Here is a 19,325-nt window from a genome sequence, read left to right as displayed (position 1 = left end):
CTATGGTAAAAATAGCCCCTTCTATTTTGTCCGCCGATTTTTCAAGACTGGGGGAAGAAATTATTGATGTAGAAAAAGGGGGAGCGGATTATATCCATGTGGATGTAATGGATGGACATTTTGTACCGAACATTACGATCGGACCTTTGGTTGTAGAGGCGATCAGGCCGGTAACGAAGCTGCCACTCGATGTCCACTTAATGATTGAGAATCCTGATTCATATATAGAAGCTTTTGCCAAAGCTGGTGCTGATTACATCACAGTCCATGTGGAAGCATGTAAACATCTTCACCGTACAATACAATTGATCAAGTCGTTTGGCGTCAAGGCGGGGGTCGTTTTAAACCCTGCCACGCCGGTGTCTACCATTCAGCACGTTATAGATGATGTTGACATGGTCCTTTTAATGTCTGTCAATCCCGGTTTTGGCGGGCAAACATTTATTAAATCGGTTCTGCCGAAAATAACCGAAGTCAAGAACCTTTCCAAGCAGAACGGGCGCAGCATTGAAATTGAAGTTGATGGCGGCATAAATGAAGAAACTGCCCGGCTGTGCATGGAACATGGTGCCACTGTCCTGGTTGCCGGCTCGGCCATTTACAATCAGCCTGATCGGCAAAAAGCGATTCAGGCGTTAAGGGGCAATAGCTGCCTCTAAAAAGATAAGAAAATATAAAAATTCTCAACATGTTTTGATGTCTAGCTTCAACGCCCAGCCCGGACAAGCATAAGGCTAACCCCTCTCCGGAGAGGTGCGCCTTATGCTTGTCCGGGCTGAACAGGGCGCTTCCGCATTTCTATGAAAGAGTGATAATATGAATATCTGTATTTTGGCAGGCGGTCCTCCTGAATGTTTGCCAGACTTGGAAATATACAAAGAAATGGAAGCTTTCTGGGTCGGGGTAGACAAGGGAGTCTATACCTTGCTTGAAAACGACATCAATCCCCGTGCTGCTTTCGGTGATTTCGATTCGGTTTCGGAAACAGAGCTTCTTGCTATACAGAGTAGAATGAAAGATATCCATCTTTATCCGTCTGAGAAGGATGAAACCGACCTTGAAATTGCTTTAAACTGGGCTGCCGCACAAAATCCCGCCAAGATTTATATATTTGGGGCGACTGGCGGGCGCCTCGACCATTTGTTGGCAAACATCCAGCTGCTATTAAGACAGGATATTCTGGACAAACATCCGGCTACTGAAATCTTCATTATTGATCAAACCAATATCTTAACGGTTAAAAGTCCGGGTATCTATCAAATAGAAGCGATCAGCGGAAAAAAATATGTGTCTTTTGTCCCGGCCACAAAAAAAGTAAAAGGAATCACCTTGACAGGCTTTAAATACCCTCTGGATAACCGCGATATTACGATCGGTTCCACATTATGCATCAGCAATGAACTTATTTCCGAATCTGGTACTTTTTCATTTTCGGATGGCATATTAATGGTGATAAGAAGCAGTGATTAGCGTTCACGCTTGAAGCTGCCATGTAATATAATAATCCCGAATTCGCTAATATGCTTTATAGTGATTGTTGAAATGAGCGAGATGTACAGAGGAGGGGCATTATGAAATTTTATACAATCAAACTGCCAAAAGTGCTGGGAGGCCTTGTGAAGGCAATGCTTGGCGCATTTAAGAAAGGTTGATGGGCCTTTTTTCTTATATTTATTACACCCTGTAGCGGGGTGTTTTTTTATATCAAAATAAAAGGCATCCTAATAAAAAGGATGCCATGAACATTATACGCGTTCCACTTTGCCAGATTTAAGGGCTCTTGCAGATACGTATACACGTTTAGGTTTACCGTTAACTAAAATACGCACTTTTTGAAGGTTAGCGCCCCATGTACGCTTGTTTGCGTTCATTGCGTGAGAGCGTTTGTTACCGGAACGAGTTTTTCTTCCTGTGATCACACATTGACGTGCCATTCTTTTCCCTCCTTACTACCGAAAGCTTAAGTTTCAAAATATCTTAAGTCTTAATAGAAATACTTTAATAATTTATCATATCCCCTGAGAGATTGCAATACTTGTGATGCAAACCATTAAAGAAAAAAACCTTGACATCAGTTGATGACAATTGATTTATTAGTATACGTGCGACTATTTCTTTTAAAACAAGGGACAATATAGTAAAATGTCTGTAGCTAAGGAGATTTGAGAGAAGGGGGAACGCAGTATGTCTATTGAATTGCAAACGAAATTCGGGCAAATTGATATATCTAACGATGTTATTGCGACTATTGCAGGTGGAGCGGCTGTCGATTGTTACGGAATAGTGGGAATGGCCTCGAAAAAGCAATTGAAGGACGGCATCGCGGAAATATTGAGAAGAGAGAACTTCACTAAGGGTGTCATCGTTCGCCAAGAAAATGACGAAGTACATATTGATATGTTCATAATCGTGAGCTACGGAACGAAAATTTCCGAGGTTGCGCATAATGTCCAATCAAAAGTGAAGTACACCCTGGATAAAACGGTCGGCTTAGCTGTTGACTCCGTTAACATCTTTGTACAGGGAGTCCGTGTAACGAACCCTTAGGACTAGGAGGAAAGTTTAGTGTCAATTACAAGCATAGATGGAAAACGTTTTGCGGAAATGATCATACAAGGTGCTAACCATTTGGCAGCCAATGCAAAAATGGTTGATGCTTTGAACGTTTTCCCAGTACCGGATGGTGATACCGGGACAAATATGAATTTGTCGATGACTTCCGGCGCAAAGGAAGTTCAAAATAATGTGCAGGAGCATATCGGGAAAGTAGGGGCTTCTTTATCAAGGGGCTTGCTGATGGGCGCCCGGGGCAATTCGGGCGTAATCCTGTCGCAGTTATTCCGCGGCTTTTCGAAATCGATTGAAAATAAAGCTTCCATAGACAGCCAGGAATTTGCCGGTGCCTTTGAAGCGGGAGTGGAAACTGCTTATAAAGCTGTCATGAAGCCTGTGGAGGGCACGATATTGACAGTTGCCAAGGATGCGGCCAAACAAGCTGTAATTTCGGCGAAGAAACAGAACGATATCATCCTTGTAATGGAGGATATCCTTAAGGAAGCAAAAGCATCGCTTAATCGTACGCCTGATCTTCTTCCTGTTTTAAAGGAAGTCGGCGTAGTGGACAGCGGCGGACAGGGACTGGTACTTGTTTATGAAGGTTTCTTAGCGGAGCTTAAAGGCGAGAAGCTTCCAGAAACACCGACAAATAAGCCAAGCATGGATGAACTTGTCAGCGCTGAACATCATATGAACGTTCAAGGCCATATTAATACGGTAGATATTGTCTACGGTTATTGTACGGAATTCATGGTGAAATTGGAAGCAGCGAAGCTTGCCAAAAAACCTTTCGATGAAGAGGCCTTCCGTCAAGAATTAAGTGAATTTGGTGACTCGTTATTGGTTATTTCCGATGATGAAGTCGTGAAAGTGCATATCCATTCCGAAGAGCCTGGCAGTTGCTTAAACTATGGCCAGCAATACGGAAGCCTGATCAAGCTTAAGATCGAAAACATGCGTGAACAGCATTCAAACATTGTTGGGAAAACGCATGCGGCCTTAACGGCTGATCAGCAAAACCCGCCACAGGAAAAAGCACAATATGGGGTAGTATCCGTTGCGATGGGGTCAGGAATTAGCGAGTTATTTAAAAGCATAGGCGCAAGCTCCGTGATTGAGGGTGGACAAACGATGAACCCGAGTACGGAGGATATCGTCAAAGCGGTAGAAGAGACCAATGCAAGCAATGTCATTATTCTGCCTAATAACAAAAACATTATCATGGCTGCCCAGCAGGCCGCCGAGGTAATCGAAGGAAATGTCTTCGTAATTCCTTCCAAAACAGTCCCACAAGGGATGGCCGCCCTGTTAGCATTCAATCCGGCTTTATCCCCTGAAGATAATGAAGAAGCAATGAGGGAAGCCCTGTCCCATGTAAAAACAGGCCAGATCACTTACGCCGTGCGCGATACAAGCATTGAGGGCCTCGAAATTGAAACAGGTGATTTCATGGGTCTCGCCGAGGGTAAAATCCAGGTAAAAAACAAAAACAAGGTGCAGGCGGCAAAAGAACTGTTATCGAATATGATGGATGAGGACTCTGAAATTCTCACCATCCTATACGGGGAAGATATAACCGAGGAAGAACTGGATGAATTGGTTTCATATTGTGAAGAGACATTTGAAGATGCAGAATTAGAAGTCCATAATGGGAACCAGCCGCTATATTCATTTATTTTTTCTATTGAATAATTCTGCAAGCAATAACTGCACGCGCCATTTGGCCGTGCAGTTTCTTATTGTATTGGTGTATGATAAAGATGAGCAGTTAATGTCATATAGTATAGTAAGGGGCTGTAATCCCTTTTTTCGCCATGACATTTTAATAGCCAGGAGGCAGGCCATGAAATATAAAAGCGTATTTGACATTATCGGCCCTGTGATGATTGGTCCATCCAGTTCCCATACAGCTGGAGCTGCGAGGATTGGCAGGGTTGCAAGGGGTTTATTCGGAAGGGAACCGAAATGGGCATCCATTTCGTAATATGGTTCTTTTGCAAAAACCTATAAGGGCCACGGGACAGATGTGGCAATCGTAGGAGGCTTGCTCGATTTCGATACGTATGATGATAGAATAAAAGACTCTCTTAAAATAGCCAAACAAAGAAAAATAAAAATAAAATTTATCGAGGAAGAAGCGATCACATACCATCCGAACACGGTAAAAATCACAATGGGCGATGATAAAGAGGAGATGGAAATAGCAGGCATCTCAATCGGAGGCGGCAAAATCGAGATTGTCGAATTGAACGGTTTTGTATTAAGGCTTTCCGGGCATAATCCCGCCATACTTGTTGTGCATAACGATCGTTATGGTGCGATTGCGAACGTTTCGAATGTGTTAGCCAGGTACCAAATCAACATTGGACAAATGGACGTTTCACGTAAAGAAAAAGGGAAAGTGGCATTAATGACCATTGAGGTGGACCAATATATAGATCAAACGATACTGGACGAAATTGCTGCACTCCAAAACATTATCCAGGTTTCAAGAATAGTGGATTAAAAACTGCAAAAATAAAATTGTATTCCAGAAATAAAAACTGGAGGGGAGGACAATCCATGTTCCGCAATGTAGCTGAACTGGTTGAATTAGCAGAATCAAAGAATGTGAAGATATCACAAATCATGATTGAGCAAGAAATGGAGGTGTCAGCAAAAACCCGCGAGGAAATCTTTAGTCAGATGGAAACCAATCTAAATGTGATGGAAAAAGCGGTCGAAAGAGGCCTGCGCGGGGTGAAATCACATTCCGGGCTTACAGGCGGGGATGCCGTATTGCTCCAGGAGTATATCCGAAAGGGAAATTACCTTTCAGGGGAGCTGCTTCTAGATGCAGTCAGCAAGGCTGTTGCGACGAATGAAGTGAATGCAGCGATGGGAACGATCTGTGCAACTCCCACCGCAGGTTCGGCCGGTGTGGTACCGGGAACATTATTTGCTGTGGCACAAAAGCTAAACCCAACAAGGGAACAAAAGCTTGAGTTTTTATTCACGGCAGGGGCTTTTGGATTTGTCGTGGCAAACAACGCTTCTATTTCGGGCGCCGCGGGCGGCTGCCAGGCTGAGGTTGGTTCCGCAGCTGGAATGGCAGCGGCTGCAATTGTGGAGATGGCCGGCGGCACCCCTTCCCAAAGTGCTGAGGCCATGGCGATTACCTTGAAAAATATGCTTGGTCTCGTTTGCGACCCGGTCGCCGGGCTTGTAGAGGTACCATGCGTAAAACGGAATGCTATGGGAGCAGCAAACGCAATGGTTGCGGCAGATATGGCATTGGCGGGGATTACAAGCCGAATTCCCTGTGATGAAGTAATCGGGGCAATGTTCAAAATCGGCCAATCAATGCCGTCTGCATTACGAGAAACGGCGCAAGGAGGGTTAGCGGCTACTCCGACAGGCAGGGAGCTGGAGGCGAAAATCTACGGGCTGCCGCTTAAGAAAAAGTGATAACAAGAATACAAGATCCAGTGACAGCTATTAAAGGCATAGGAGATGAGACGGCAGTTTCCCTTCATGACATGAATATCCATACGGTAGGGGACCTTCTGGAGCATCTTCCGTACCGGTATGAAGACTATAGATTGAAAGACCTGGAGACAGTGGGCCATGACGAACGGGTTACTGTTGAAGGGAAAGTACACAGCCAGCCGACTCTTGGTTACTTTGGCAAAAAGAAATCCCGGCTAACCTTTAAGCTTCTTGTCGGAAGATACCTAATTACCGTAACCTACTTCAATCAGCCTTATCTTAAAAACAAGATGAATATTGGAGATATCGTAACCGTTACAGGCAAATGGGACCGCCATCGCCAAAGCATTAATGGAAGTGAATGCCGGATTGGCCCGTACAATAATGAGAAGGAGTTTGAACCGGTTTATTCAATAAAAGGAAACATAACAGTAAAAAGCCTGCGGCGCTATATTAACAATGCTTTTTCACAATACGGGCAGTACATTGAAGAAAACCTGCCCACAGAATTTTTGCGCAATTACAAGCTCCCCCCACGGAAGGATGCTCTGCTAGCCATGCATTTCCCAACCTCCGCCCAGGATGTAAAGCATGCAAGAAGGCGATTTGTTTATGAAGAATTTTTATTCTTCCAGCTGAAAATGCAGGCGATCCGAAAAGTCCAAAGAGAACAATCCAAAGGAATCAAGCAATCATACAATCTGGACCGTTTAAAAGAATTCATTCATTTCTTGCCATTTCCGCTGACAAATGCCCAGAAACGGGTAGTCAATGAAATATTGTCAGATATGAAATCCCCATACAGGATGAACAGGCTTCTTCAGGGTGATGTTGGATCTGGGAAAACCGTGGTTGCTGCGATAGCGCTTTTTGCAACTGTTACGGCAGGGTACCAGGGTGCTCTTATGGTCCCCACTGAAATTCTGGCGGAGCAGCATGCAGTATCCCTTCATTCCATGCTGGCATCAGCCGGCATAAAAACCGCGCTGCTGACCAGTTCCGTGAAGGGGAAAAAGCGCAGGGAAATCCTTGAGTCCGTACAAAAAGGTGAAATTGAAATTCTGATAGGCACGCACGCATTAATACAAGATGAAGTCGGTTTCAAAAACCTCGGATTGGTCATAACCGACGAGCAGCATCGTTTTGGGGTAGAACAACGGAGGGTGCTCCGGGAAAAAGGCGAGAATCCCGATGTGCTGTTCATGACTGCAACACCGATACCCAGGACGCTGGCTATTACGGTTTTTGGCGAAATGGATGTATCTATCATTGATGAAATGCCAGCAGGGAGGAAAGCAATCGAAACTCATTGGGCAAAGCACGATATGCTCGATAGGATTCTTGGATTTGTCGACAAGGAACTTCGTAAAGGCAGGCAGGCATATGTCATTTGCCCTTTGATTGAAGAATCTGAAAAGCTTGACCTCGAGAACGCGCTCGATGTTCATGCCGCCCTGACCCAGTATTATAATGGCAGATTTAAGGTTGGGTTGATGCATGGGCGTCTTCCTGCGGATGAGAAGGATTCGGTGATGAAGGAGTTCAGTGAAAATAAGCTGCAGGTCCTAGTATCTACAACCGTAGTGGAAGTAGGGGTAAATGTCCCAAACGCAACCGTGATGGTCATATATGATGCCGAGCGGTTCGGTCTTGCCCAGCTTCACCAGCTTCGCGGCCGAGTGGGGAGGGGGAGCGAACAATCCTACTGTATTTTGCTAGCTGACCCTAAATCTGAAGTTGGAAAAGAACGCATGAAGATTATGACTGAAACAAATGATGGTTTTGTTTTATCGGAAAAAGACCTTGAACTGAGGGGACCGGGAGACTTCTTCGGGAAAAAGCAAAGCGGCCTTCCCGAATTCAAAGTGGCCGACATGGTCCATGATTACAGGGCGCTTGAAGTGGCACGGGACGACGCAGCAAAACTGATTGCTTCAGAAAGCTTCTGGACAGAGCCGGAATACCGTCCGCTCCGGCAGTATCTCGAACAAACCGGCGTACTTAGCGGGGAAAAACTGGACTAAGAAAAAAGGTTGCAAGAATGATTATCAAAACAAGAAATGATTATATTTTAATGTTGTTTTAGTTTTTAGCCCCGTTGGACAGGACGTGCTAGTGCCGATGTTTCATATGTCGGGGCGCTTCCGCTTTTCTTATTGCAATCTATTTTTAATATATATATACTACTATTAGTACCTAGTCATAATACTACGGATGGTGACCTTCATATGCGAAAGACTAAGAAGGAGCGCCAGCGGCTGTTGATGGAGACCATTAAGGAAAATCCTTTCATAACAGATGATGAGCTGGCTGATCGATACTCTGTGAGTGTCCAGACAGTCAGACTCGACCGTCTGGAGCTTTCGATTCCTGAGCTGAGAGAAAGAATTAAAAGTGTTGCTGAAAAAAGGTTCAAGGACGAAATCCGCGCCCTTCCAATCGATGAGGTGATCGGAGAAGTCATTGATATAAATCTGGATGAGAGCGCCATTTCCATTTTAGATATAAAAAAAGAACATGTATTCAAACGGAACGGCATTGCACGGGGCCATCATTTGTTTGCCCAGGCCAATTCCCTTGCTGTAGCCGTAATAAATGATGAGCTGGCACTGACAGCAAAGGCCAATATTTTGTTCTCCCGTTCAGTAAGAGAGAATGAAAGAGTTGTCGCAAAAGCCAAGGTCTTATTTACCGGAACGCCCGGAGACAGGACGATTGTGGAAGTAAATAGTTTTGTCGGTCCGGAACTGGTTTTTAAAGGTGAATTTGAAATGTTCCGTTCGAATATAGAAAAGGATGAAGATCTATGAAAATAGCCATTGATGCAATGGGTGGGGACCATGCCCCAAAGGAAATCGTACTCGGTGCAATCAAAGCGGTGGAAAAATTCCCGGATGTTGAAATCCTGCTCGTCGGAAACGAAACGGAAATTAAAAACGTGTTAACAGATAGCGAAAGGATTTCTATCATACATACTGAAGAAAAAATATTGGCGACAGATGAGCCGGTTCGAGCTGTCCGCCGAAAAAAAACAGCATCAATGGTACTTGCTGCACAACAGGTAGCCGACGGGGCTGCCGATGCATGCATTTCTGCCGGAAACACCGGGGCCTTGATGGCGTCAGGATTGTTTGTTGTTGGACGAATTGAAGGAATTGAACGACCTGCACTTGCACCGACCCTCCCGACAATTGACGGAAAAGGGTTTGTACTATTGGATGTTGGAGCCAATTCTGATGCTAAGCCAGAGCATTTGCTGCAGTTTGCCATCATGGGATCGGTGTATGCACAGAATGTAAGAGGTATTGCCTCACCGCGTGTTGGCCTGTTGAACATTGGGACTGAAGAAAAAAAAGGCAATGAGCTGACAAAACAGGCTTTCAGTCTGCTTAAAGAAGCCGACATTCATTTCATAGGGAATGTAGAGGCCAGGGACTTGTTGGAAGGAGCGGCAGATGTCGTTGTTACCGACGGATTCACCGGCAATATGGTATTGAAAACGATCGAAGGAACAGCCATGTCAGTCTTTTCAATGCTGAAAACGGCTCTAACACAGAACTTGAAAAGCAAATTGGCCGCGGCCGCTTTGAAGCCCGAGCTAAAAGGCATCAAAAATCAAATGGATTATTCTGAATACGGCGGTGCTGGTTTATTTGGATTGAAGGCACCAGTCATAAAAGCGCATGGCTCTTCTGATGCCAACGCGATTTTTAATGCCATCAGGCAAACGCGGGAAATGGTCGGGCATGATGTAATTAATAATATTAGCACAATGATTGACACTGATTACCTTACTAGTAAAGGAAGTGAGTAAAAAATGGGAAAAATCGCATTTGTATTTCCGGGCCAGGGTTCACAAACCGTTGGAATGGGAAAAGATTTATTTGAAAAGTCCCAGGAAGCGAAAGATGTTTTCCAAAGAGCAGATGAAAAATTAGGTTATCCGCTGTCCCAATTGATTTTTACCGGACCTCAAGAGGAGCTTACTTTAACCACAAACGCACAGCCTGCGCTTTTAACGGTAAGCTACGTTTTGTTCCAGGCACTGACAGAGGCAGGAATCAAACCAGACTATACGGCAGGACACAGCCTAGGGGAGTATTCCGCACTTGTCGCATCAGGAGCCATAAGTTTTAAAGACGCAGTTTATACCGTTAGGAAACGCGGTGAATTCATGGAGGAAGCTGTACCAAACGGCCAAGGAACTATGGCAGCAATCCTCGGGATGGAACGCCAGCCTCTACATGATATTGCTGAAGAAGTAACGGCGGGCGGAAACCCGGTTCAGCTTGCCAATATAAATTGTCCTGGGCAGATTGTGATTTCAGGCAGCGCAGAAGGTGTAAAAAAAGCGAGTGAACTCGCAAAGGAAAAGGGTGCCAAGCGTGCAATCCCTCTTGATGTCAGCGGGCCGTTCCATTCTTCGTTAATGAAGCCAGCAGCAGCGCGTCTCAAAGAAGTGCTTGATAACGTTTCCGTTGTTGAGGCTAGCGTACCGGTTATTTCTAATGTAATTGCTATGCCGATCCAGAAGCCGGAAGAGATTAAAGAGAAGCTTCTCGAGCAGCTATATTCTCCCGTTTTATGGGAAGACAGTGTGAGGAAAATGCTGTCTCTTGGAGTGGACATGTTTATCGAAGTGGGATCAGGGAAAGTCCTGAGCGGTTTAATTAAAAAAATTGACCGTTCAGCAAAGGTCTTTTCTGTTTCAGATGAAGAGAGCCTGCTAAAAACAGTTGAAGCATTGAGGGGGACAAATGTATGACGCTTGAAGGAAAAGCAGCGCTTGTTACAGGGGCGTCCAGAGGCATTGGCCGTGCAATTGCGCTGGAACTAGCGCGGCTGGGCGCAAATGTTGCAGTCAATTATTCTGGCAGTGAGGCAAAAGCGAACGAGGTTGTTGATGAAATTAAAGTTATCGGTCGATCCGCGATCGCTGTCCAATGCGACGTTTCCAATGCAGAATCGGTTACATCTATGGTGAAAAGTGTAATTGATGAGTTTGGATCGCTTGATATTCTTGTGAATAATGCGGGAATTACCCGCGATAACCTGTTAATGAGAATGAAGGAAGAAGAGTGGGATTCTGTCATCAATACGAATCTAAAGGGCGTTTTTTTATGCACGAAAGCTGTCACGCGCCAAATGATGAAGCAAAGAAGCGGGAGGATTATTAACATCGCTTCAATCGTAGGTGTGAGCGGAAACCCCGGACAAGCTAATTATGTTGCAGCGAAGGCAGGAGTTATTGGTTTGACGAAAACCGCAGCCAAGGAGCTCGCAACAAGGGGGATCACCGTAAATGCGGTAGCGCCAGGCTTTATTTCCACCGATATGACAGATAAATTGTCAGAGGAAGTGAAAGAGGCTATGTTGAAACAAATTCCGCTGGCCCGTTTTGGTGATCCGCAGGATATCGCGGGTGTTACGGCATTCCTTGCTTCTGAGGCTGGATCTTATATGACGGGACAAACACTTCATGTAGATGGTGGCATGGTAATGTAACCCAACTGCGCTAAGCTCGACTTTGTTGATTCTTTCGCTGAGATAAACAAATTATTTATTATTTTAGCGAAATACTCTATAATGTCCCCGAGGGGAGGTGAATGCATTGGCAGATGTACTTGAGAGAGTAACGAAAATCGTTGTGGACCGTTTGGGTGTTGAAGAGTCTGAGGTGAAGCCTGAAGCTTCATTTAAAGAAGACCTGGGCGCTGACTCACTTGATGTAGTAGAATTGGTTATGGAACTGGAAGACGAGTTTGGAATGGAAATTTCAGATGATGATGCTGAAAAAATCGTCACAGTTGGAGATGCTGTGAATTACATACAAAGCACTATGTAATGAATGCTCTCAGGAGGGCCGGAAAGCTCCGTTTTTTAAACGGGGCTTTCTCTTATGTCGACATTTGGGTAATATAATACTGCAACAAACAAACGGTATGCCAGGTTAAAGAAGTTTTGACAATTGATTTTTTTGACAATTACGGAGGGCTTTATGCGGAGGAACGGAACCAATCGTAGACAAGGAACAGAACATTCATTTAAAGAGTTTCAGGAAAAATTAGGCATCCAGTTTCGTGACGAAAAGCTGCTAAAGCAAGCATTTACCCATTCATCCTATGTGAATGAGCATCGCCGGAAGCCATATGAGGATAATGAAAGGCTAGAATTTTTAGGAGACGCGGTTTTGGAGCTTACCATTTCTAATTTTTTATTTAAAAAATATCCGCTAATGAGTGAAGGGGAACTTACAAAGCTCAGGGCTGCCATCGTTTGTGAGCCTTCGCTTGTTTTCTTTGCCAACTCCCTCTGCTTTGGGGATTTGGTCCTGTTGGGAAAAGGTGAAGAATTAACTGGCGGCAGGGAGCGCCCGGCTTTGCTTGCAGATGTTTTTGAAGCATTCATTGGTGCATTATATTTAGATTTGGGATTGGATATTGTAGTCCAGTTTTTGCAAAAAACCGTTTTTCCTAAGATTGACGAGGGTGCTTTTTCTCATGTGATGGATTATAAGAGCCAATTGCAGGAATTGGTCCAAAGAGATGGAACTGGATTGTTGGAATATAGGATTCTTCAGGAAAAAGGTCCGGCCCACAACCGGGAATTTGTTTCAACTGTTACGTTAAATGGTGAAACATTGGGAAGCGGTACGGGCAAATCAAAAAAAGAAGCAGAACAAAATGCAGCACAGCAAGCACTGATTGCGATCAAACCAAGGGATTAACTCCAAAAACTCAGCGAAGTGTTTCTCGGAAGCTCTTTGTGCATATGTCCACTTTTGCTTACAGGACGTGAATGTTAATCGACGGTCGTGATAACAGGGCGCTTGCTCTTTCTAATAGATAAGGGGGAAATGAAATGTTCCTCAAACGCTTGGACGTTGCAGGATTCAAATCATTCGCAGAAAAAATTTCTGTAGACTTTGTTCCGGGTGTTACAGCTGTGGTAGGGCCTAATGGAAGTGGCAAGAGCAATATTACGGATGCGATTCGATGGGTACTTGGTGAGCAGTCAGCAAAATCACTTCGCGGTACTAAAATGGAAGATATCATTTTTGCAGGCAGTGACTCTAGGAAAGCCCTGAATTATGCAGAAGTGTCATTAACGCTTGATAATAGCACAAGTTCGCTGCCGATCGATTTCCATGAAGTGAGCGTTACACGGCGGGTGAACAGATCCGGGGATAGTGAATTTTTTATTAATAAACAGTCCTGCAGGCTGAAGGATATCATCGATTTATTCATGGATTCAGGGCTTGGGCGTGAAGCCTTTTCCATTATTAGCCAGGGAAAGGTTGAAGAAATCCTGAGCAGCAAATCGGAAGATAGACGAGTGATATTCGAGGAAGCAGCAGGGGTTTTGAAATATAAAACACGTAAGAAAAAAGCGGAAAGCAAACTATCGGAAACACAGGAAAACCTGAATCGTGTTAACGATATTTTATCAGAACTTGAGGTACAAGTTGAGCCGCTGAAAATCCAGTCCTCTCTTGCGAAAGAGTTTCTCGAGAAAAAAGAGGAGCTGAAAAAAATTGAGGTAGCACTAACTGTATCTGAGATTGAGGCACTCCATGAAAAGTGGGAAAAGCTTTCAAGCGAAATGGAGGAGCATACTCACCTGGAGACGAGGATGTCAAGTGAGCTTGTGCAAAAAGAAGCTCGCGTGGAAGACATACGGAATAAAATGAACGCCCTTGACCAGAAGGCTGCGTTGCTTCATGAACAACTGCTTAAGGCCAGTGAAGAGCTGGAAAAGCTAGAGGGGCGGAAAGAAGTTCTAAAGGAACGAAAGAAGAACGCCAGCCAAAATAAAAACCAGCTTCTGAAATCAATCGAAGAAGCCGAAAAAAGAATCGTTGAATTAACGGCACAAAAGGGGCAGGAGGAAATACATCTTTCCAGGCTGGTTACAGAAGTGGAAAATTTGCAAAAAAGCCTGGCAGAGAAGCAAAAAAGTTTAAGTATGTTCAAAGCCAATCTAGATGAGGCTATCGAAGCCCTGAAAAGTGATTATATAGAATGGCTGAACAAGCAGGCCACTGCAAAAAATGAGCTCAACATGCTGCAACAGCAGCAAAGCATGCATGAACACAGAAATTCTCGGCTTGATGAGGATAATGCTAAATTTCTTGCAGCCAGGAAGGATATCGAAGATAAGAAGGCCAGTCTCCAGAAATTGCTTGAGGATGTGCATTTTCAGATTGAGGAGCACGTCCGTCTTTATAGGCAAGAACAGAGGAAGTCTGAGCAGCTTAAAATGAACTACCAAAAGCAGGAAACTACTTTGTACCAAGCCCTGCAGTTTTTGCAGCAGGCAAAATCCCGCAAGCAAATCCTCGAGGAAATGGAAGATGACTACACCGGATTTTTCCAGGGTGTAAAAGAAGTTTTAAAACAAAAAAACCGCTCGCTTCCAGGTGTTGAAGGCGCAATTGCCGAGCTGATTACGGTGCCAAAGGAGTACCAGACAGCGATTGAGACAGCGCTAGGGGGGGCAATGCAGCATATCGTTATGGATAATGAAGAACATGCCAGGACGGCCATTGCCTACTTGAAGAAAAATGGATTTGGCCGGGCTACGTTCCTTCCTCTTTCCGTAGTAAAAGGCCGGGAGATTCCCGCTTCCCAACTGTCATTAATGAAAGGCCATCCTTCCTTTATCGGAAGTGCGGCAGATTTAATCAAATATCATGACCGGTACAGGCAGATCGCTACCAATCTTCTAGGAACGGTTGTAATCACAAAGGATTTAAAAGGGGCCAATGAGTTAGCAACTCTAGTAGGGCATAAATATAGATTTGTGACATTTGATGGTGATATCGTAAATCCTGGAGGTTCAATGACGGGAGGTTCCCTTAAACAGAAGGGGTCATCTTTGCTTTCCAGAAAAGGGGAACTAGAGGATTTAAAGGATAAGCTCGCAGGCATGGAAGACAAGACTGGCAAACTTGAATTGCATGTAAAACAGCTAAAACTGGATACAGCGAAACAAGACGATAAAATTGAAGAAATGAGAAAGTCTGGTGAAGGTCTTCGTTTAAAGGAACAATCACTTAAGGGTGAAATCCGAGAGGTGGAAATAGAGGAGAAAAATGTAAACGAGAGGCTTCATCTCTATGATTTAGATAAAAAATCCTTGAGAGAAGAACAGCGCGATAAAAATAATAGGATCCATGCCTTGCAGTCCATTTTGGAAAACTGTGATGCTGAAACAAAAAATCTTGATGCTGAAATAGAAGAGTTAACGAAGCAAAAGAAAATGCAGCAGTCATCCAAGGAAGTCCTTGCTGAAGAAACGAATGAGTTAAGGGTCTTGCTTGCCTCAAAGCGTGAACAGCTGCAAAACCAACAGGAAAAGTATCAACGACTGGAACGGGATTTATCTCTTGTTGTGGAGCGGTTAACCGAACAAAAGGAAGATCTCTCATTGCTTACAAATGAGATGTCCGATAATTCCAGTGGTGAAGAATCGCTAGAACTGGCGGCAAAGAAGAAGTTGGAAGAAAAAAACCGGACCGTGCAGTTATTGGCTGCCAGCAAAGAAGAACGGGCTGTTTACCAGGAAGACCTGGAAAATCTTGGATTCGTGTTGAAGGAATTAAAGCGACAGTATAAAGGCATTTCCGAGGTTGTTAAAGACGAAGAAGTGAAATTGAACCGTTTGGACGTTGAATTGGAAAATCGCCTTGACCAGTTAAGAGAAGAGTATCTCCTCTCATTTGAAGGGGCCAAAGAGAAATTCACACTGGAAATCTCTGCTGAGGAAGCGAGGAAAAAGGTAAAGTTAATCAAGCTTTCGATTGAAGAGCTTGGGACAGTGAACCTAGGTGCTATTGACGAGTTTGACAGAGTTTCAGAACGATATAAATTTCTAATTGAACAAAAAGAAGATCTTGTGCAGGCCAAGGACACATTATTCCAAGTAATCGAAGAGATGGACGATGAAATGACACGCCGATTCGCTGATAGCTTTTTTGCAATACACGATCAATTTGGACAAGTATTTAGAGAGCTATTTGGGGGAGGGAGAGCGGAATTAAAGCTCACTGATCCAGATGATTTACTGAATACTGGCGTGGAAATCATCGCGCAGCCGCCAGGAAAAAACCTGCAAAATCTGGGGCTATTGTCTGGAGGAGAACGTGCCTTAACGGCGATTGCGCTCTTGTTTTCTATCCTCAAGGTCCGGCCTGTGCCGTTTTGTATCCTTGATGAAGTGGAAGCTGCACTAGATGAGGCAAATGTCGTCCGATTCAGCCATTATTTGAAGCGGTTCAGTTTTAACACACAATTTATCGTCATCACCCACCGCAAAGGCACGATGGAGGAAGCGGACGTCCTTTATGGTGTTACGATGCAGGAATCCGGGGTATCAAAACTCGTGTCGGTGCGATTGGAGGAAACGAAGGAATTTGCCAAGGCTTAGAATAAAATAATCGAGAAAAAAAGGTTTCATTACGATTTAGCAAAGGAGCGATTTGATGAGCTTTTTTAAGAAATTGAAGGAAAAATTTACGAATCAGGCGGATTCCGTTTCTGAAAAATTCAAGGAGGGACTGACAAAAACCCGGGATTCATTTGCCGGCAGGGTGAATGACCTGGTTGCCCGCTACCGTAAAGTGGATGAGGAGTTTTTTGAAGAGCTAGAGGAAATTCTGATTGGGGCGGATGTTGGTTTCGAAACAGTGATGGAGCTGATCGACGAGCTGAAGATGGAAGTCAAACGGCGAAATATTTCCGATACGAAAGATGTCCAATCTGTGATATCAGAAAAGCTAGTTGATATATATCAGGGAGGTGACGAGGCATCAGGAGAGTTGAATGTCCAGGAGGACGGACTCACGGTCATGCTTTTCGTCGGTGTTAATGGCGTTGGTAAAACCACAACCATAGGCAAATTAGCTCATAAGTTTAAAGAAGAAGGAAAATCTGTCATCCTTGCTGCAGGAGATACATTCCGTGCCGGGGCGATTGAACAGCTTGAGGTTTGGGGCAGCCGTGTCGGAGTCGAAGTCATCAAGCAGGCGGAAGGCTCTGATCCTGCTGCAGTTATGTATGATGCCATCCAGTCGGCAAAAGCTCGCAAAGCGGATATTCTTATTTGCGATACAGCAGGACGGCTGCAGAATAAAGTAAATCTAATGAAAGAGCTGGAAAAGGTAAAACGCGTAATTGAACGAGAAGTTCCCGGAGCACCGCATGAGGTGTTGTTAGTCTTGGATGCAACGACAGGGCAGAACGCGTTAATCCAGGCAAAAACGTTCAAGGAAGCAACCAATGTTTCAGGTATTGTGCTTACGAAACTTGACGGCACTGCAAAGGGCGGCATCGTGCTTGCCATTCGCAATGAATTATCGATTCCGGTTAAGCTTGTCGGACTTGGGGAGCGGATGGATGACCTGCAGGAATTCGATGCGGAAAAATATGTGTATGGACTATTCGCTGATTTGATAGAAAAAGAAGCCGAATAATTGAAAAACCGAAGGGGGTTTCCCTTCGGTTTTTCGATGTTAAGGTTGTGCCTTGACAATATCGCCTGAATTATATAGACTATTATGTTGTAAAGGGATTTCACTTAACACATAAGGGGTTGGCGAAATGCTTGAAAAAACAACGCGCATCAACTATCTGTTCGATTTTTACCAATCGTTGTTGACTGAAAAGCAAAAGAGCTATATGGCCCTTTACTATCTGGATGATTACTCTCTTGGCGAGATTGCCGAAGAATATGAAGTAAGCAGGCAGGCAGTTTATGACAACATAAAGAGAACAGAAGCGATGCTTGAGGAATATGAAGCAAAGCTCTTACTATTTCAAAAATTTCAAGAGCGAAACAAATGGATATCGGATATAAAAGCAATGGCTGAAAAGGACAACCTTTCGAAGCAGGAGCTGTTATCCGCTGTTCAAGAGCTTGAGAAGTTGGATTAGGAGGCGGTTGTATGGCATTTGAAGGATTGGCCGGCCGACTGCAAAATACGATGCAAAAGATCCGAGGCAAAGGAAAAATCAATGAAGCCGATGTCAAAGAAATGATGCGGGAAGTCCGGCTTGCCTTATTGGAAGCCGATGTTAACTTCAAGGTCGTCAAGGATTTTGTCAAGCGCGTCAGCGAGCGGGCGGTAGGTCAGGAAGTGCTCAAAAGCTTAACCCCTGGCCAGCAGGTAATCAAGGTTGTTAAAGAAGAACTAACTGAGTTGATGGGCGGGGAGCAAAGCAAAATTGCCGTATCTTCGCGGCCCCCAACAGTCATTATGATGGTCGGGCTACAGGGTGCCGGTAAAACGACGACATCCGGTAAGCTTGCTAATCTGCTTAGAAAAAAATACAATCGCAAGCCACTGCTGGTAGCGGCGGATATATACCGTCCTGCAGCGATCAAGCAGCTTGAAACTCTTGGAAAACAGCTCAGCATGCCGGTCTTTTCTTTGGGAGATCAGGTAAGCCCAGTCGAAATCACCAGACAAGCGATTGAAAAGGCAAAGCAGGACCATAACGATTATGTTCTGATTGATACCGCAGGCCGCCTTCACATAGATGAAAACCTGATGGGCGAGCTAAAGGAGATCAAGGAACTGGCCAAACCTGATGAAATCTTTCTCGTGGTCGATGCCATGACCGGGCAGGATGCAGTGAATGTTGCGGAGAGCTTCAATGAACAGCTCGGATTGACCGGCGTTGTTTTGACCAAGCTTGATGGCGACACCCGAGGAGGTGCCGCACTTTCCATCCGTTCTGTCAGCAACACACCGATTAAATTCGTGGGTATGGGCGAGAAATTGGACGCTCTTGAACCATTTCATCCGGAGAGGATGGCATCCAGGATCCTTGGAATGGGAGATGTTCTGACTCTCATCGAAAAAGCGCAGGCGAATGTGGATGAAGAAAAGGCAAAAGAGCTTGAAAAGAAAATGCGAACAGCTTCATTCACCTTTGACGACTTCCTCGATCAGCTTGGTCAGGTCCGCAATATGGGGCCTCTTGATGATTTAATCAGGATGCTGCCGGGGGCTAACAAAATCAAAGGCATCGATAATCTCTCGATAGATGAAAAGCAGATCGGCCATGTCGAGGCGATTATCCGGTCCATGACAAAGCATGAAAAAGAACAGCCCGAAGTGATCAACGCGGGACGCAGGAAACGGATTGCAAAGGGAAGCGGTACATCCATCCAGGAAGTAAACCGGCTCTTAAAGCAATTCGAAGAGATGAAGAAAATGATGAAGCAAGTAACAAACATGCAAAAAGGGAAGAAAAAAGGTGGCTTTAAATTCCCTTTCATGTAAAGGATTTTAATCG

At 44.6% G+C, this 19,325-nt stretch carries 18 protein-coding genes and 1 pseudogene; 18 read left to right on the top strand and 1 reads right to left on the bottom strand.

Annotated features, from left to right (window positions below; genetic code table 11):
• The first annotated feature begins 2 nt into the window (after nucleotides 1–2).
• From rpe to spoVM, 3 genes are all read left to right on the top strand, one after another.
• Entirely contained in the window at nucleotides 3–659 is a 657-nt protein-coding gene (gene rpe, locus CUU64_RS08455) for a ribulose-phosphate 3-epimerase (protein WP_101633120.1), read from the top strand.
• A gap of 157 nt (nucleotides 660–816) precedes the next feature.
• Nucleotides 817–1,470, top strand: a complete 654-nt coding sequence (locus CUU64_RS08450) for a thiamine diphosphokinase (RefSeq protein WP_101633119.1) — start codon at nucleotides 817–819, stop codon at nucleotides 1,468–1,470.
• A gap of 101 nt (nucleotides 1,471–1,571) precedes the next feature.
• Nucleotides 1,572–1,652, top strand: coding sequence for a stage V sporulation protein SpoVM (spoVM, locus tag CUU64_RS08445; RefSeq protein ID WP_034302035.1), 81 nt, complete (start codon nucleotides 1,572–1,574; stop codon nucleotides 1,650–1,652).
• 93 nt (nucleotides 1,653–1,745) lie between these two features.
• Here spoVM and rpmB read toward each other — a convergent pair whose 3' ends face one another.
• Nucleotides 1,746–1,934 (bottom strand): 50S ribosomal protein L28, encoded by a 189-nt coding sequence (rpmB, locus tag CUU64_RS08440; RefSeq protein ID WP_101633118.1) that lies wholly within the window; start codon nucleotides 1,932–1,934, stop codon nucleotides 1,746–1,748.
• 250 nt (nucleotides 1,935–2,184) lie between these two features.
• Here rpmB and CUU64_RS08435 point away from each other — a divergent pair, with 250 nt between their 5' ends.
• The 15 genes and pseudogenes from CUU64_RS08435 (at nucleotide 2,185) to ffh (ending at nucleotide 19,312) form a co-directional block, all read left to right on the top strand.
• Nucleotides 2,185–2,547, top strand: coding sequence for an Asp23/Gls24 family envelope stress response protein (locus tag CUU64_RS08435; protein WP_101633117.1), 363 nt, complete (start codon nucleotides 2,185–2,187; stop codon nucleotides 2,545–2,547).
• An 18-nt stretch (nucleotides 2,548–2,565) separates the two neighbouring features.
• Entirely contained in the window at nucleotides 2,566–4,248 is a 1,683-nt protein-coding gene (locus CUU64_RS08430; RefSeq protein ID WP_101633116.1) for a DAK2 domain-containing protein, read from the top strand.
• Between the two features lie 151 nt (nucleotides 4,249–4,399).
• Nucleotides 4,400–5,062 (top strand): annotated as a pseudogene (gene sdaAB, locus CUU64_RS08425) (L-serine ammonia-lyase, iron-sulfur-dependent subunit beta).
• A gap of 56 nt (nucleotides 5,063–5,118) precedes the next feature.
• Nucleotides 5,119–6,003 carry an L-serine ammonia-lyase, iron-sulfur-dependent, subunit alpha gene (sdaAA, locus tag CUU64_RS08420; protein ID WP_101633115.1) on the top strand — a complete coding sequence of 295 codons (885 nt, stop codon included), beginning with the start codon at nucleotides 5,119–5,121 and terminating at the stop codon, nucleotides 6,001–6,003.
• A complete protein-coding gene (recG, locus tag CUU64_RS08415) occupies nucleotides 6,000–8,048 on the top strand; it encodes an ATP-dependent DNA helicase RecG (RefSeq protein WP_101633114.1) in 2,049 nt (682 codons plus the stop codon). The genes sdaAA and recG overlap by 4 nt, the downstream gene beginning before the upstream one ends.
• A 204-nt stretch (nucleotides 8,049–8,252) precedes the next feature.
• A complete protein-coding gene (fapR, locus tag CUU64_RS08410; protein WP_101633113.1) occupies nucleotides 8,253–8,834 on the top strand; it encodes a transcription factor FapR in 582 nt (193 codons plus the stop codon).
• Nucleotides 8,831–9,838: a phosphate acyltransferase PlsX gene (gene plsX / locus CUU64_RS08405; RefSeq protein WP_101633112.1), complete on the top strand. Its 1,008-nt coding sequence runs from the start codon at nucleotides 8,831–8,833 to the stop codon at nucleotides 9,836–9,838. Before fapR ends, plsX begins: the two co-directional genes overlap by 4 nt.
• A gap of 3 nt (nucleotides 9,839–9,841) precedes the next feature.
• Entirely contained in the window at nucleotides 9,842–10,789 is a 948-nt protein-coding gene (fabD, locus tag CUU64_RS08400) for an ACP S-malonyltransferase (protein ID WP_101633111.1), read from the top strand.
• Entirely contained in the window at nucleotides 10,786–11,529 is a 744-nt protein-coding gene (gene fabG, locus CUU64_RS08395) for a 3-oxoacyl-[acyl-carrier-protein] reductase (RefSeq protein ID WP_101633110.1), read from the top strand. Before fabD ends, fabG begins: the two co-directional genes overlap by 4 nt.
• 106 nt (nucleotides 11,530–11,635) lie before the next feature.
• Nucleotides 11,636–11,869 carry an acyl carrier protein gene (locus tag CUU64_RS08390; RefSeq protein ID WP_117322683.1) on the top strand — a complete coding sequence of 78 codons (234 nt, stop codon included), beginning with the start codon at nucleotides 11,636–11,638 and terminating at the stop codon, nucleotides 11,867–11,869.
• Between the two features lie 153 nt (nucleotides 11,870–12,022).
• Complete coding sequence (rnc, locus tag CUU64_RS08385) at nucleotides 12,023–12,751, top strand: ribonuclease III (protein WP_101633108.1); 729 nt, start codon at nucleotides 12,023–12,025, stop codon at nucleotides 12,749–12,751.
• A 134-nt stretch (nucleotides 12,752–12,885) separates the two neighbouring features.
• A complete protein-coding gene (gene smc, locus CUU64_RS08380) occupies nucleotides 12,886–16,452 on the top strand; it encodes a chromosome segregation protein SMC (protein WP_101633107.1) in 3,567 nt (1,188 codons plus the stop codon).
• A gap of 55 nt (nucleotides 16,453–16,507) precedes the next feature.
• Nucleotides 16,508–17,497, top strand: a complete 990-nt coding sequence (gene ftsY / locus CUU64_RS08375) for a signal recognition particle-docking protein FtsY (protein ID WP_101633106.1) — start codon at nucleotides 16,508–16,510, stop codon at nucleotides 17,495–17,497.
• Between the two features lie 127 nt (nucleotides 17,498–17,624).
• Complete coding sequence (locus CUU64_RS08370) at nucleotides 17,625–17,957, top strand: putative DNA-binding protein (RefSeq protein WP_101633105.1); 333 nt, start codon at nucleotides 17,625–17,627, stop codon at nucleotides 17,955–17,957.
• An 11-nt stretch (nucleotides 17,958–17,968) separates the two neighbouring features.
• Entirely contained in the window at nucleotides 17,969–19,312 is a 1,344-nt protein-coding gene (gene ffh / locus CUU64_RS08365; RefSeq protein ID WP_101633104.1) for a signal recognition particle protein, read from the top strand.
• Nucleotides 19,313–19,325: the final 13 nt, after the last annotated feature.

The sequence above is a fragment of the Bacillus sp. V5-8f genome (genome assembly GCF_002863565.1).
In the GTDB taxonomy this organism is placed as follows: Bacteria; Bacillota; Bacilli; order Bacillales; family DSM-1321; genus Peribacillus.
The sequence above is the reverse complement of the archived record's forward strand: the minus strand, read 5'-3'. Positions and strand labels throughout refer to the sequence as shown.

Bases quoted from the DNA above. Each gene is read 5' to 3' on its own strand.
- rpe (WP_101633120.1), top strand. From the start codon at position 3: ATGGTAAAAATAGCCCCTTCTATTTTGTCCGCCGATTTTTCAAGACTG.
- CUU64_RS08450 (WP_101633119.1), top strand. From the start codon at position 817: ATGAATATCTGTATTTTGGCAGGCGGTCCTCCTGAATGTTTGCCAGAC.
- spoVM (WP_034302035.1), top strand. From the start codon at position 1,572: ATGAAATTTTATACAATCAAACTGCCAAAAGTGCTGGGAGGCCTTGTG.
- rpmB (WP_101633118.1), bottom strand. From the start codon at position 1,934: ATGGCACGTCAATGTGTGATCACAGGAAGAAAAACTCGTTCCGGTAAC.
- CUU64_RS08435 (WP_101633117.1), top strand. From the start codon at position 2,185: ATGTCTATTGAATTGCAAACGAAATTCGGGCAAATTGATATATCTAAC.
- sdaAA (WP_101633115.1), top strand. From the start codon at position 5,119: ATGTTCCGCAATGTAGCTGAACTGGTTGAATTAGCAGAATCAAAGAAT.
- fapR (WP_101633113.1), top strand. From the start codon at position 8,253: ATGCGAAAGACTAAGAAGGAGCGCCAGCGGCTGTTGATGGAGACCATT.
- plsX (WP_101633112.1), top strand. From the start codon at position 8,831: ATGAAAATAGCCATTGATGCAATGGGTGGGGACCATGCCCCAAAGGAA.
- fabD (WP_101633111.1), top strand. From the start codon at position 9,842: ATGGGAAAAATCGCATTTGTATTTCCGGGCCAGGGTTCACAAACCGTT.
- fabG (WP_101633110.1), top strand. From the start codon at position 10,786: ATGACGCTTGAAGGAAAAGCAGCGCTTGTTACAGGGGCGTCCAGAGGC.
- rnc (WP_101633108.1), top strand. From the start codon at position 12,023: ATGCGGAGGAACGGAACCAATCGTAGACAAGGAACAGAACATTCATTT.
- smc (WP_101633107.1), top strand. From the start codon at position 12,886: ATGTTCCTCAAACGCTTGGACGTTGCAGGATTCAAATCATTCGCAGAA.
- ftsY (WP_101633106.1), top strand. From the start codon at position 16,508: ATGAGCTTTTTTAAGAAATTGAAGGAAAAATTTACGAATCAGGCGGAT.
- CUU64_RS08370 (WP_101633105.1), top strand. From the start codon at position 17,625: ATGCTTGAAAAAACAACGCGCATCAACTATCTGTTCGATTTTTACCAA.
- ffh (WP_101633104.1), top strand. From the start codon at position 17,969: ATGGCATTTGAAGGATTGGCCGGCCGACTGCAAAATACGATGCAAAAG.